This is a genomic window from Sinomonas atrocyanea, from assembly GCF_030812675.1.
GTDB classification, from domain to species: Bacteria; Actinomycetota; Actinomycetes; order Actinomycetales; family Micrococcaceae; genus Sinomonas; species Sinomonas atrocyanea_B.
Genome location: NZ_JAUSTE010000026.1, coordinates 1 through 13226, shown reverse-complemented (window position 1 = coordinate 13226; position 13226 = coordinate 1). Strand labels below are relative to the sequence as shown.

At 72.9% G+C, this 13226-nt stretch carries 11 protein-coding genes and 2 riboswitches; of the genes, 10 read left to right on the top strand and 1 reads right to left on the bottom strand.

Translation table 11 applies throughout. The features are described from left to right. Positions 1–193 precede the first annotated feature (193 nt). Complete coding sequence (gene serC / locus J2W20_RS19040) at positions 194–1327, bottom strand: phosphoserine transaminase (RefSeq protein WP_307008712.1); 1134 nt, start codon at positions 1325–1327, stop codon at positions 194–196. A 205-nt stretch (positions 1328–1532) separates the two neighbouring features. Here serC and J2W20_RS19035 point away from each other — a divergent pair, with 205 nt between their 5' ends. The 10 genes from J2W20_RS19035 to J2W20_RS18990 all read left to right on the top strand — a co-directional run bounded on the left by J2W20_RS19035 (position 1533) and on the right by J2W20_RS18990 (position 13061). After that, positions 1533–2228 (top strand): metal-dependent transcriptional regulator, encoded by a 696-nt coding sequence (locus J2W20_RS19035; protein WP_307008711.1) that lies wholly within the window; start codon positions 1533–1535, stop codon positions 2226–2228. 311 nt (positions 2229–2539) lie between these two features. After that, a riboswitch (cyclic di-AMP (ydaO/yuaA leader) is annotated at positions 2540–2732 on the top strand. A gap of 3 nt (positions 2733–2735) precedes the next feature. Next, positions 2736–3527 (top strand): M23 family metallopeptidase, encoded by a 792-nt coding sequence (locus J2W20_RS19030; RefSeq protein ID WP_307008710.1) that lies wholly within the window; start codon positions 2736–2738, stop codon positions 3525–3527. A 206-nt stretch (positions 3528–3733) separates the two neighbouring features. Next, a riboswitch (cyclic di-AMP (ydaO/yuaA leader) is annotated at positions 3734–3900 on the top strand. Positions 3901–3919: 19 nt separating this feature from the next. Further along, positions 3920–4651: a C40 family peptidase gene (locus J2W20_RS19025; RefSeq protein ID WP_307008709.1), complete on the top strand. Its 732-nt coding sequence runs from the start codon at positions 3920–3922 to the stop codon at positions 4649–4651. A 111-nt stretch (positions 4652–4762) separates the two neighbouring features. Beyond that, entirely contained in the window at positions 4763–5539 is a 777-nt protein-coding gene (locus J2W20_RS19020) for an NlpC/P60 family protein (protein ID WP_307008708.1), read from the top strand. A 291-nt stretch (positions 5540–5830) separates the two neighbouring features. After that, positions 5831–6331 carry an HNH endonuclease gene (locus tag J2W20_RS19015; RefSeq protein WP_307008707.1) on the top strand — a complete coding sequence of 167 codons (501 nt, stop codon included), beginning with the start codon at positions 5831–5833 and terminating at the stop codon, positions 6329–6331. Next, complete coding sequence (locus J2W20_RS19010; RefSeq protein WP_307008706.1) at positions 6295–7050, top strand: nucleotidyltransferase family protein; 756 nt, start codon at positions 6295–6297, stop codon at positions 7048–7050. Before J2W20_RS19015 ends, J2W20_RS19010 begins: the two co-directional genes overlap by 37 nt. Further along, positions 7043–7333, top strand: coding sequence for a DUF6457 domain-containing protein (locus J2W20_RS19005; protein WP_307008705.1), 291 nt, complete (start codon positions 7043–7045; stop codon positions 7331–7333). The genes J2W20_RS19010 and J2W20_RS19005 overlap by 8 nt, the downstream gene beginning before the upstream one ends. After that, positions 7330–8700, top strand: a complete 1371-nt coding sequence (locus J2W20_RS19000; RefSeq protein ID WP_307008704.1) for a molybdopterin-binding protein — start codon at positions 7330–7332, stop codon at positions 8698–8700. The genes J2W20_RS19005 and J2W20_RS19000 overlap by 4 nt, the downstream gene beginning before the upstream one ends. A gap of 114 nt (positions 8701–8814) precedes the next feature. Further along, positions 8815–9669 carry a formate dehydrogenase accessory sulfurtransferase FdhD gene (gene fdhD / locus J2W20_RS18995; protein WP_307008703.1) on the top strand — a complete coding sequence of 285 codons (855 nt, stop codon included), beginning with the start codon at positions 8815–8817 and terminating at the stop codon, positions 9667–9669. Positions 9670–10004: 335 nt separating this feature from the next. Then, positions 10005–13061, top strand: coding sequence for an alpha-mannosidase (locus J2W20_RS18990; RefSeq protein ID WP_307008702.1), 3057 nt, complete (start codon positions 10005–10007; stop codon positions 13059–13061). The last annotated feature ends 165 nt before the right edge of the window (positions 13062–13226 follow it).

Sequence of the window (13226 nt, the reverse complement as noted above, 5' to 3'; positions counted from 1 at the left end):
GCGCCCCTGGGGCCGCCCCCCCGCCCCCGGCGGCCGCCCGGCTGCCCGGCTTGCAATCAGACCCGGCGGCGCCGACGTTCACGGGGGGCTTGTGAGCCTAACACGGGGGGGGGCCCCCCCGTTTGGGGGGGGGCCCCGCCGTCGTGCATCGGAAGCCGGCGCGGCCGTGGCCGGCCTCAGCTCCTGAGTTGCTTCAGCCCCTGAGCTGGGCGACGACGTAGTCGATCGCGCGGGTCAGCGTCGAGACATCCTCCGGCTCGATCGCGACGAAGGTCGCGATGCGCAGCTGGTTGCGGCCCAGCTTGCGGTATGGCTCGGTGTCCACGATGCCGTTGGCGCGCAGGATCTTGGCGACCTGGGCGGCGTCGACCGACTCGTCGAAGTCGATGGTCGCGATGACGTTGGACCGGTCGGCGGGGTCCGCGACGAACGGCGTCGCGAAGTCCGAGGCCTCGGCCCAGCCGTAGACCCGGCCGGCCGAGTCCGCGGTCCGGGCAGCGGCCCACTGAAGGCCGCCCTGGGCGTTGAGCCACTCGATCTGAGCGTTCAGGCCCACGAGCGTGGTGAGGCTCGGCGTGTTGTACGTCTGGTTGAGCTTCGAGTTGTCGATCGCCGTCTTGAGGTCCAGGAAGTCCGGAATCCAGCGGCCCGAGGCCTTGATCTCCTCGGCGCGCTCGAGCGCGGCGGGGGAGAACAGCGCGAGCCACAGCCCGCCGTCGGACGCGAAGTTCTTCTGCGGGGCGAAGTAGTACACGTCGCTCTGGGAGACGTCGACGGCGAGGCCGCCGGCGGCGCTCGTCGCGTCGATGACCACGAGCGAGCCCGGGTCGGCGCCCTCGACCCGCTGCACGGGGGCCGCGACGCCGGTCGAGGTTTCGTTCTGGGGCCACGCGTACACGTCCACCCCGGCCTCGGCACGCGGGGCAGGCCGCGTGCCGGGCTCGGAGGTGATGATCGAGGAGGCCTCGAGGAACGGCGCCTTGTCGGTGGCCTTGGCGAACTTGGACCCGAACTCGCCGAAGGAGAGGTGCTGTGCCTTGGAGCGCACCAGCCCGAAGGAGGCGACGTCCCAGAACGCGGTGGAGCCGCCGACGCCGAGGACAACCTCGTAGCCCTCGGGTGCGGCGAAGAACTCCTTGAGGCCCTCGCGCACGCTGCCCACGAGGTTCTTGACCGGGGCCTGGCGGTGGGAGGTGCCCAGCAGCGTCGAGCCCGCCGCGGCGATCGCGTCGACCTGCTCCTTGCGGACCTTGGACGGGCCCGCCCCGAAGCGGCCGTCCGCCGGCAGGAACTCGGCGGGGATCTGAAGCTGGCTGGTATCGCTCACGGGGGCGCCTCCTAATGGATCCGGTGTAGGGGCGCGGGCTCGAGCCCTCCCGCCCCGGATCAAGTGTGCCGCACCCGCGAGGGGCCGTGCGAATCCGGGCCGGTGCCCCTCCCGGCGGCTAATCTGAGCAGATCAAAATAAGCTAGACTCGCTGTGGGGCGGTGAAGCGCACCGCCCGTCCCGCCGCCAGGAGCCCGCCCCGCGCATGTCCGACCTCATCGATACCACCGAGATGTACCTGCGAACCATCCTCGAGCTCGAGGAGGAGGGGATCACCCCCCTGCGTGCGCGCATCGCCGAGCGGCTCCGCCACTCGGGCCCCACGGTGTCGCAGACCGTGGCGCGCATGGAGCGCGACGGCCTGGTCGTGGTCTCGGGGGACCGGCACCTCCAGTTCACCGAGCAGGGCCACAAGCGCGCCGTCGAGGTCATGCGGAAGCACCGCCTCGCCGAGCGGCTCCTCGCCGACGTGATCGGCCTCGACTGGCCCTACGTCCACGACGAGGCCTGCCGGTGGGAGCATGTCATGAGCGAGCGCGTCGAGCGGCGCCTCTTCGAGCTGCTGGGGCGCCCGAGCGAGTCGCCCTACGGCAACCCGATCCCCGGCCTGGAGGCCCTCGGCGGGGAGTCGTCCGCCGGCTTCGGTGACGGCGTCGTCACCCTCGTGGAGGCGATGGGCCACTACACGGCCGGCGCCCTCGTCGTCGTGTGCCGGCTGGCCGAGCCCATCCAGGTCGATCCCGAGCTCCTCGCCCAGCTCGAGGAGGGTGGCATCCGCCCGGGGGCGAAGGTGACGCTCGAGCGGGTCGGCGACTACATCTCCGTGCGCGTCGCGAGCGTCGACGGCGCCCTCGAGCTGCCCGCCGAGGTCGCCGCGCACGTCTTCGTCTCCGTCGGCTGAGGCACCCGCTCCTCTCCTGTCCTCTTCCCGTCCTGCGGCATCCTGTGGCCGTCCTGCCGGGCCGCTGTCGCCCTCGTCGGCGCGCGTCCAGCGGCCGGAGGATGGCGTGTCGCCACCGTGATCGCACACGTCTTCACACAAAGGGACAAAAACTCTACCCGCTGGACTAATTGCTACCGGGACGTAGCGTGTGAGCGATGTCTCACTAAAGATCACGGGAATATTACGGTCCAGCGTCATGGGCCTATGCTGGAGGCGGCGACGAGACATCGTCGCCGTTCCCCCCGTGCGCCGAGCTCTGCCAGCGGGGAGGAATCACAGCACCCTATGGCAGAGGCGGGGGACCCACCGACGGCGGCCGCGGCCGCCTTGGGGTGAAGCCGCAGCACGCTCGGTGCCCCCGCCCCGGCCTCGCCGCGCGTGGTCTCCGTGCGGCTGGGCCGAGTCTGGACTCTCTGACTCGAACCCGACAGCTAACTCCGCAGGCGAGGACAGAGAGGGAATCGCTTGACCCAGTCAGCCGTGCGCGGCCGGCGGCGCGCGGAGAATCCGCCGCGCCCCAGTGCCGCCGTCTCAGGCTCCGGTGCCGCACGCCGCGGGCGCCGGGCCGCCGAGCGCCGCGGCCCGATGCGGCAGCTGGTCGAGATCGCCGCCGTCGCCGGGGTCGGCCAGAAGGCCGGCGTGGCGCTCGCCGCCACGGGCCTCGTCCTGACCGTGACCGTTCCGACGGCCACGCAGGGCCCCGCCGCGACGGACACGGGCTCCGAGCAGCCGCAGGTCACCGCCGCGGCGGATGCTGTAGTCCCCTTCGCCCGCGCGGCCGTGGGCAGCGCCGCGGACCCGGACGGCCACCTGAAGCAGCTGCTCGGCGCCCAGTCTGCCGGCCGCCTCACGCCGGCGCAGGTGCAGCACGCGCTCGGCTCCCCGCTCGCAGCGATGGAGCGCACCTCGCCGTTCGGCTACCGCGTGAGCCCCGTGACGGGCTCCGCGGGCGAGTTCCACCGCGGCCAGGACTTCGCCGCCCAGTGCGGCACCGCCGTGAGGGCGGCGGCCGGCGGGACCGTGACCTTCGCCGGCTGGCATCCCTACGGCGGCGGAAACCGCGTGGTGATCGACCACGGCAATGGCCTCGAGACGACCTACAACCACCTCTCCTCGTTCTCGGTCTCCGTGGGGCAGAAGGTGGACCGCGGGGCGCCCATCGCGCTCTCCGGCACCACGGGCGCCTCGACGGGGTGCCACCTCCACTTCGAGGTCATGGTCAACGGCGAGGTCGTCGACCCCAGCGGCTGGCTCTGAGACCACGAGGGCGCGTGCCCGCCGCCGTCCTCTTCCGGGGCGCCGAGAGGCGTCGGCAGGCCCTCCGGAGATCTGCTGTGTCCGTTTCGTGATGACCCGTTTTCTGGCTGTGATCCGAATGTGACATTTCGAGCGGCCTCGGGTAAGGTCGTTCCTGTTCCAGCTCCTACCAAGTTGGAACATCCGGGAAGAACGCCGAGCTCTGCCACTTCCCGGAGCCGTTCGCACATTCCGTCTGGCAGAGGCGGGGGAACCACTTTCGGCCTTCTGCAATCTGGAAGGCCTTGGGGTTAAGCAGCCTGGCTCCGCCAGGAGGCCGGATACTTTCCATCCGAACCCGACAGCTCACCTCGTAGGCATTGGGAGAGGCTACAACTGTGTCGACTCGCACGTTGACTGCGCGCCATCGCGCCCTACCGGTTCGCACGAGCCCGCTTGAGGCTGTTGCGCACGCGGTTTCCGGCAACGCCGGCACCATCGGCCGCCAGGCGGCCGTCATTGCGGCGGCTTCGGGGCTGATCATCAGCGCCGGGCTCCCCGCTCAGGCAGCAGAGACCTCCCGCGAGGCCTCCGCACTCTCCGACGTGGCCAGCGCCTCCGCGCCGAGCGTCGTCGCGTCCAATGAAGCCCAGGTCTCCTTCGAGCGCCCCGCCGTCCACTCGGTGGCGGCGCCGATCGTCGAGACGGCAGTCGAGCAGGCAGCGCAGTCCGCTGCGCCGGCCGCCTCCCCGGCCTCCGAAGGCAGCCTCAGCGTCCAGTCGTCTGCGCCGCGCCTCGCGGCCGCGGCCGGCGCCCTCGGCTCGACTCTGGCAGGCATCGCCTACACCGGCATCGGCCACCCCTACGTGTGGGGCGGCACCACCCCGGCCGGCTGGGACTGCTCGGGCTTCACTCAGTGGGTCTACGCTCAGGCTGGCATCAGCATCCCCCGCGTCCAGGCCTGGTCCATCATGCACCAGACGGCGACGCCCGCCCCCGGTGACCTGGTGGTCCAGAACGGCGGCGCTCACGTGGGCATCTACGTGGGCAACGGGATGATGATCAGCGCTCTCAACCCTTCACAGGGCACGCTGCTCCATGCGGTGAACGCTACCGGCTCGTCCGTCTTCTACACCCTCAACTGAGACCAATCCGCATTCTGGGCGGCGCGATGGACCGTGACCATGGCGCCCCGCCTTCTGGGCTGACCCCCTGCTGCCCTGAAGGACACGAAAACAGAGAGAGAACCCCCTGATATGACCACTCGTGCAGGCATTGCCCGCCACCGCGCGGACAACACCTCCTCGCTGGCCGTCATCGCGAAGGCCGTCACCGAGAACGCAGGCGGCGTCGGCCGTCAGGCCGCAGTCATCGCCGCGGCTGGCGGTCTCGTGCTGACCGGCGGCGTCGCGGCCAACGCCGCAGAGGCCCCCTCGCAGCGTGAGGCCTCCGCCCCGGCCGCGCTCGACGTAGCCAACGCCGTCCAGGCCCCCATCTCCGCCGAGGCCAACGCCAACGTGAGCTTCGAGCGCCCGGCCGTCGAGTCTGTCGCCGCCCCGGCCGTCCAGACTCCGGCCCCGGCCCCGGCTGCGCCCGTGGCGCAGGCGAGCACCGAGACCCAGGTGGCCGCCGCCCCCGCGAAGGTCCAGACCGCCGCCTCCACCGCCGTGGACGCCCCCGCCGCGAAGCCCGCCGCCTCCTCGGGCATGGGCGCCGCGATCGCCGCTGCCGCGTACGCACAGCTCGGTGTGGCGCAGGACTGCACCATGCTCGCCACCAACTCGCTGGCTGCCGTGGGCATCCACTACCACGGCTGGCCGGCCGGCTACCTGTCCCTCGGCCGCACGGTGAGCGCCGCGGAGGCGCAGCCGGGCGACCTCGCCTACTACGCCGACGGCGGCATGGGCATGGCCCACATCGCCGTGTACGTCGGCAACGGCATGGCCGTGCACGGCGGCTGGAACGGCGGCACCACCGCGCTGTTCAGCGTCAACGTCGGCTCCGGCCCGGTCTTCATCCGCGTCGGCGGCTGAGCCAGCCGATCCCGGAACTCCCCTCGACGGCGCTCCCTCCTGCACGGAGGGGGCGCCGTCGTCGTGTCTCTGGGGACGCGGGCCCAGAAGGGGCCTCAACGGCCCAGGCTCACCGCGGAGGGGCGGCTCCCGGAGGTGTCCGGCCGGTGAAGGTTTGCGGGCGCGTCGGTGCCGACGGGGCACGCGTTCGTTGAATGGCGCGGCGGTTCAGTACTCTTGGAGAGTCAGCCCGGCTATGCACAGGGCAGCCGGCCCTGTGCCCCTGACCGGGTACGGCCGTGAGGAATGCGCATGCGCACACTCGTTCTCAATGCTGGATACGAACCGCTCGCGGTGGTTACCTTCCGCCGCGCGCTCGTGCTGGTGCTCGCCGGGAAGGCGAGCGTCGTGGCGGAAGACGGCGAGCCAGTCGTCGGACCGCGCGATGTGCTCGGGCGCCCGTCGGTGATCCTGCTCCATCGCTACATCAGGCCACGGCGCACCCACGTGACCGCGGTCAGCAGACGCGGGGTGCTCCGCCGGGACGCCCATGCGTGCGCCTACTGCGGCAAGGCGGCGCACACGGTGGACCACGTGCTCCCGCGCTCCCGCGGCGGGGCCGAATCCTGGGAGAACCTCGTGGCCTGCTGCCTGCGGTGCAACAACGTCAAGGGCGACCACACGCCTGCGGAGATGGGCTGGAAGCTGCGCTTCACGCCGTCCGAGCCCGTCGGCGTCGTCTGGCAGATCAAGGAACTGGAGAAGCCGGTCGCGCAATGGGGCCCCTTCCTCGCCCCGGAGTCGGCAGCCTGACGCCCCAGCACCCCGGCCGGGGGGCAGACCGGCCGGCGCCCGTCTACGACGCGGTGGTCCTCGCGGGCGGCCGCGCCTCAAGGCTCGGCGGATACCCGAAACCCCAGCTGGCCTACCGCGGCGCCACCCTTCTCGAGCGCGCTCTCGGCGCCGTTGCCGGGGCGCGCTCAGTTGCGGTCGTGGGCCCCAGGCCCGGACAGCCGGGCGGACCCCCCGCGCCCACGCGCCCTCCCAGCCCCGCGGGGCCGGTGGGGGTGGTGTTCACGCGCGAGGAACCGCTGTACGCGGGTCCTGTCGCGGCCCTCGCCGCGGGCCTCGCCGCGCTGCCCGGCGGGCCCGGGGAGGCGCCGGGCTGGGTCGCGGTGCTGGCGGCCGACCTGCCGCACGCGGATGCCGCCGTCGCGGCCCTGCTCGGGGCCGCCGCCGCGGGCCCGGACTGCGACGGGATCCTCGGTGAGGACGACGGTGGCCGCGCCCAGCCGCTGCTGTCCCTGTTCCGCCGGGAGCCCCTGGCTTCCGTCCTCGACGCGCTGGCCCGCGACGGCGGCCTCGCCAACCGTCCGATGAATCACCTCGTTGCTAGGCTGGCCCTGCTGCCCCTGCGGCTGCCGCCGGGTTCCTCGGCCGACGTCGACACCTGGGACGCCGCGCGGCGCTGGGGCATCGAGGGCCCGGACGTGCCGGGTCGAGCGCCACGGCAGGAGGAAGCCCATGAGTGATCCAGAGAAGGACGCACTGCTGCGCGCGTGGTGCGCGGAGCTCGCCCGGGAACTCGGGCTCGGGGACCTGGACGTCGACATCGACGCGGTCCTCGGCCTCGCCGGCGTCGCGGCCCATTCGGTGGTGCGCCCGGCGGCCCCCCTCACCACGTTCCTCGCCGCCTACGCCGCGGGCCTCGCCGCAGGGAGCGGGCGGGCGGAACCGCGTGAGGCCATGCAGAGCGCGGTGGCCGAGGCCCTCGAGGCCGTGAAGTCGCGCAGGTCGGCCGGGACCGAGGAATGACCCCCGGCCCGGACGCGGCCGGCACCCAGCACGCACTGCACCTCACCTGGTCCGAGGCCCGGGCCGTCGCCTCCTCGGCGGCCGGCCCGCTCCCTCCCGCGGAGGTGCCGCTGGCCCAGGCGCGTGGCCGCACGCTCGCCGGGCCGCTCACAGCGCTGCGCGACATGCCGCACTACACCTCTTCTGCGATGGACGGCTGGGCCGTGTGCGGCACCGGGCCCTGGATCATGGCGGAGCCCGGCGAACCGCTCACCGCCCACCAGGCCGTTCCCATCGTCACGGGCGGCGCACTCCCGGCGGGGGCCCGCGCCGTCCTCCGACGCGAGTATGGGGAGGTGGCCCCGGACGAGGATGGCCTGCCCCACCTGCGGCTCGCTGCCGCCGCACCGCCAGGCGCCCCAGGAGGGGGCGCGGACCTGCGCCCGGCGGGCGAGGAGGCCCGCGAGGGGGAGACCCTCCTGAAGGACGGCGCGGCGCTCGGCCCGGCCCAGCTGGCGCTCGCGGCGCTGGCCGGCCACGACGCCCTCCGGGTCACGGGCCGGCCGCTCGTCAAGCTCGTGCGGACCGGCGGCGAGGTCGTCGAGAGCGGGCTGCCCGGCCCTGGCCTCGTCCGCGACGTCTTCAGCTACCTCATCCCGCCGCTCATCGAGGCCTACGGCGGCATCCTCATCGCCCATGAGAAGATCGGCGACGACGCCGCCGAGTGGGCGGCAGCACTCGCCGACCGTCCCGGCGGCGGGCCGGACACGTCCGACGGCGGCATGGAGCGCGCCGAGCCGAGCGCGGCGGACGTCGTGGTCACGACCGGAGGAACCGGAAAGGGCGGATCCGACCACTTTCGGGACATCGTCGCGGCGATGGGCGGCCGCCTCCTGGTCGACGGGATCGCGATGCGCCCGGGGCACCCCACCGTGCTTGCGGAGCTGCCCGACGGGCGCTTCTTCCTCGGGCTGCCCGGGAACCCCCTGGCCGCAGTGGTGGGGCTTGCGACCGTGGGGGAGCCGCTGCTCGCCGCGCTGTCGGGCGGGGAACCGTTGGAGCCCATCGACCTCCCCTCGGGCGAGGTCTTCGAGCCGGAGCTCAGGCGCACCCGGGTGATCCCCTTCCGCCGCATGTACGGCATGGCCTCGCCCGCCTCTGGAGTCGGCTCCGGCATGCTGCGCGGTCTCGCCCGCGCCGACGGCTTCATGGTGGTCCCGCCCCACGGTCTCGAGCTCGCCGCCCCCGTGCCGTGCCTGCCGCTCCCGTGGGGACGCCCGCTCGGCGGCCACACGCCGTCGTCCCCAGCGTCCGCGCAGAAGGCGAGGCCGAAGCGGCGCCCGGCGACGTCCAAGGACCCGGTGGACTGGAGCGCGCTCGACGCCTGAGGAGCCGAAGGGCCACGGCCGGCCCCTTCGGACGGCACCGGGACGCGGATGCCGCGGAGCAGGCGGGACAATGGAGCTGGGGCACATGCCTCGAACCGACGTGAGGAGGGCGCCGTGGGCCGGCTGAGCCAGCGCCGCAAGGTGCACAAGTACGTGCTGGGCAGCGAGTACCCGGTCCGGCACAAGGAGGACGTGCTCGCCGTCGAGGAGCCCCTCGAGATCCGTCTCACCGGCCCGGCTGGGACGCTCACCTACAGCGTCACCATGCGCACGCCGGGCGACGACTTCGACCTCGTCGCCGGCTTCCTCGTCTCCGAGGGCGTCATCTGGGAGGCAGACCAGCTGGTGTCGGAGCGCTTCTGCGCCGGCGAGGACGAGGAGGGGCGCCAGACCTTCAACGTGGTCGACGCCCAGCTGCGCCCCGGCGTCGCCGTCCCGGACCTCGGACGGAACGTGGTGACCTCGAGTGCCTGCGGGATCTGCGGCACCGACTCCATCGAATCGGTCCGGCGCACCTCGCACCACAGCCCCGCCCAGGACACCGTGGCCGTCCTTCCCGAGCTCCTCGCCGGTCTGCCCGAGCGCCTGCGCGAGGCCCAGGCCCTGTTCGAGAAGACGGGCGGCGTCCATGCGGCAGGGCTCTTCTCGGTGCACGACGGCGGCACCCGTGCCGAGCTCGAGTGCCTCCGCGAGGACGTGGGGCGGCACAATGCCGTGGACAAGGTGGTCGGATGGGCCCTGCGCGAGGGCCGCCTTCCCCTGTCGGGCACGGTCCTGCAGGTGTCCGGCCGCGCCTCGTTCGAGCTCGTGCAGAAGGCCGCCATGGCCGGGATCCCGGTGCTCGCCGCCGTGAGCGCGCCGTCCACGCTCGCGGTCGAGCTCGCGGAGGACGCAGGGGTGACGCTGGTCGGCTTCAGCCGGGGCTCCGGGTTCAACGTCTACGCGGGCCACGAGCGGCTCTCCGCCTGACCCCCTCCCGTTTCGGGTACGCATCTCGCCGCCCTTTGGCCATTCCGGGTACGCATCTCGCCGCCCTTTGGCCATTCAGGGTACAGCGTCGCCCGTCCGAGGGCTGTCCATTCCGTGGATGCGACGGCTCTGGCCGGGCCTGCGGGCGGCCACCGAGGACGCCCGTCCCGCGCGCCGCCGTGTACCCGGAACCCGAAAACCGCGACGAGATGCGTACCCGAAACGGGGAAGGGGCGACGAGATGCGTACCCGAAACGCAGAAGGGGAGGGGCGTTCCGCTCGCCGGAGGCTTGGAGTAGCGTGGGGCCAGGATTAATCAACTGATTGGACATTCCATGCATGACGATCGGCTGATCACCGAAGCCCGGATCTACCGCTTCCTCCGCGAGCGGCTCACGCCTGCCGTCTACCGGAACACCGTGCCCCTCGCCGCCGAGAGGTGGGATGCCCCGGGGGAGCCCGTCGCACTCGAGCACGCCCTCGCCCAGGACTTCCGGCCGACCGGACCGGGCGATTCCTGGGGACCGGCCTGGTCCACGATGTGGCTGCACCTGACCGGGCGCGTGCCTGAGGACTGGGGCCGCGGCGGTGCGGACGTCGAGGTGCTCGTGGACCTGGGCTACACCGACGAGCTGCCGGGGTTCCAGTGCGAGGGCCTGGCATGGCTGCCCGGCGGCGAGATCGTCAAGGCGCTCAACCCGCGCAACCAGTACGTGCCGCTGGCCGCGCTGGGCGGCGGGCCCAACGTGGACTTCTACGTCGAAGCGGCCGCCAACCCCGACGTCGCCCAAGGCTGGACGTTCCAGCCCACCGGGCTCGGCGAGCGCGCCACCGCCGGGCCGGCGCCCCTCTACCGCCTCGGCCCGATCCTGCTCGCGGAGCGGGACATTGCCGTCTGGGAACTCGTGCAGGACGTGCAGGCGCTCTGGGGCCTCATGCACGAGCTGCCGGACGACCGACCCCGGCGCCATCTCATCCTCCGGGCGCTCGAGCGCATGGCTGATTCGGTGGACCCGTACGACGTCGGCGGGACGGCTGCCGCGGGGCGCGCCGCCCTCGCCGGGGTGCTCGCCGCTCCCGCCGAGTCCAGCGCCCACCGGATCGTCGCCACGGGGCACGCTCACATCGACTCGGCCTGGCTCTGGCCGGTCCGCGAGACGCAGCGCAAGTGCGCGCGGACGTTCGCCAACGTGGTATCCCTCATGGACCAGGACCCCGACCTGACGTTCGCGTGCTCGTCCGCCCAGCAGCTCGCGTGGATCCGCGACGGGTACCCGCAGCTCTTCGAGCGGATCAAGGAGAAGGTCGCGGACGGACGCTTCGTGCCCGTGGGCGGCATGTGGGTCGAGTCGGACACCAACATGCCCGGCGGGGAGGCGATGGCCCGGCAGTTCGTGGAGGGCAAGAGGTTCTTCCTCGAGGAGTTCGGTGTCGACTGCCAGGAGGCGTGGCTCCCGGACTCGTTCGGGTACTCGGCGGCGCTTCCGCAGATTGTCCGGGCGGCCGGGAGCCGGTGGTTCCTGACGCAGAAGATCTCCTGGAACCAGGTCAACAGGTTCCCGCACCACACGTTCCTGTGGGAGGGGATCGACGGCTCGAGGGTGTTCACGCACTTCCCGCCCGCGGACACGTACTCCTCCGAGCTGCGTGCCGGCGAGCTCGCCCACGCCGAGCGCACCTTCCGCGAACACGGCCGCGCCGGGATGTCCCTCGTGCCCTTCGGCTTCGGCGACGGCGGCGGCGGCCCCACGCGCGAGATGATGGCCGCGGCCCGGCGGTACGAGGATCTCGAGGGCTCGCCGAGGGTGGCCGTGGGGACCCCGGCCGGGTTCTTCGCCGAGGCGGAGGCCGAGTACGCGTACCCGCCGGTGTGGACGGGGGAGATGTACCTCGAGAAGCACCGCGGCACCTACACGGCCCAGGCGCGCACCAAGGCCGGGAACCGGCGCAGCGAGCACCTGCTGCGCGAGGCGGAGCTGTGGTGCGCCACGGCCGCGGTCCACGCCGGCGCGGCCTACCCCGCCGGGGAGCTGCGCCGCCTGTGGCGGCTGGTGCTCCTGCAGCAGTTCCACGACATCCTCCCCGGCACGGCGATCGCCTGGGTCCACCGTGACGCGGAGCGGAACTACACCGCGGTCGAGCGCGGCCTCGAGGCCCTCATCGCCGACGCCGCCGCGGCACTCGTGGGGCCCGGCGAGGACGAGATCCTGCTCAACGCGGCCCCCCATGCCCGGGCCGGCGTGCCGGCACTGGGCGGCGGCATTGCCAGGGCCGGCACGGCGGCCGGCACGGCGGCCGGCCCGGCGGCCACCGCGGTGCCACGCACGACGGCGGGCGGCGGCTGGGTGCTCGACAACGGCACCGTCCGGGCGGAGGTGGACGCGCACGGCCTCCTCGTCTCGCTCGTGGACGCCGCGAGCGGCCGGGACGCGGTCGCGCCCGGTGCGGCAGGCAACCTCCTCGAGCTCCATCGCGACACCCCCAACGAATGGGACGCGTGGGACGTCGACGAGTTCTACCGGCACACCGTCGAGCGTCTCGACGGGGCCGCGTCGGTGGCCCCGGTGGAAGGCGCGCCGGGGGAGGCGGCGCTGGAGGTCCGCCGCGCCTTCGGCTCCTCGACGGTGCTCCAGCGGCTCGTGCTCGCCCCGGGCGCTGCGGCCCTCCGGATCGAGACCGAAGTGGACTGGCACGAGCGCCAGAAACTGCTCAAGCTTGGCTTCGGGCTCGACCTGCGGGCGGACCGCAGCGCCGCCGAGACCCAGTTCGGGCACGTCTTCCGGCCCGTTCCCGTCAACACGTCCTGGGATGCGGCGCGCTTCGAGGTGTGCGCCCACCGCTGGGTCCATGTGGCCGAGCCCGGCTACGGGGTGGCGATCGCGAACTGCACCGCCTATGGCCACGACATCACCCGTGCGGTCCGCGAGGACGGGGGCACGACGACGACCGTCCGGCTCTCGCTGCTGAGGTCGCCGCTCTTCCCCGATCCCGGAGCAGACGCCGGGGTCCACCGCTTCACCGTCACGGTGACGCCGAACGCCGGGATCGCCGGGGCCGTTCGGGCAGGCTACGACGTGAACCTCCCGCCGCGCGCCGTGCGCGGCGGCCGTGAGGTCGTCCCGCTCGTGGCGGTCGACCATCCCGGGGTCGTGGTGGAGGCCGTCAAGCTGGCCGAGGACGGGACGGGCGATGTCGTGGTGCGGCTCTACGAGGCGTTCGGGTCGCGGGCGTCGGCGACGGTGCGTGCGGGCTTCGACTGTGCCGGCATCGAGGCCGTCGACCTGCTCGAGCGGCCCCTCGGGGCCGGCGGGCCGAAGGGGGTCGCCGGCGCGGCGATGCCCCTGACCCTGCGGCCCTTCCAGCTGGTCACCCTGCGGCTGCGGCGGGCCTGAACGGTGGTCTCGGGGGCTTAAAAGACTGAGTGGTGGGGGGCCCGCGGCCCCCCCCCCCCCCCCCCCCCAAAAAAAAAAAAACCCGACACCCAGACACGTGCTTTTAAAACCATAAAAATTTGTGGGCGGACGTATTGCAAAGGGTACCCCGGTTCAGCAAGGTGT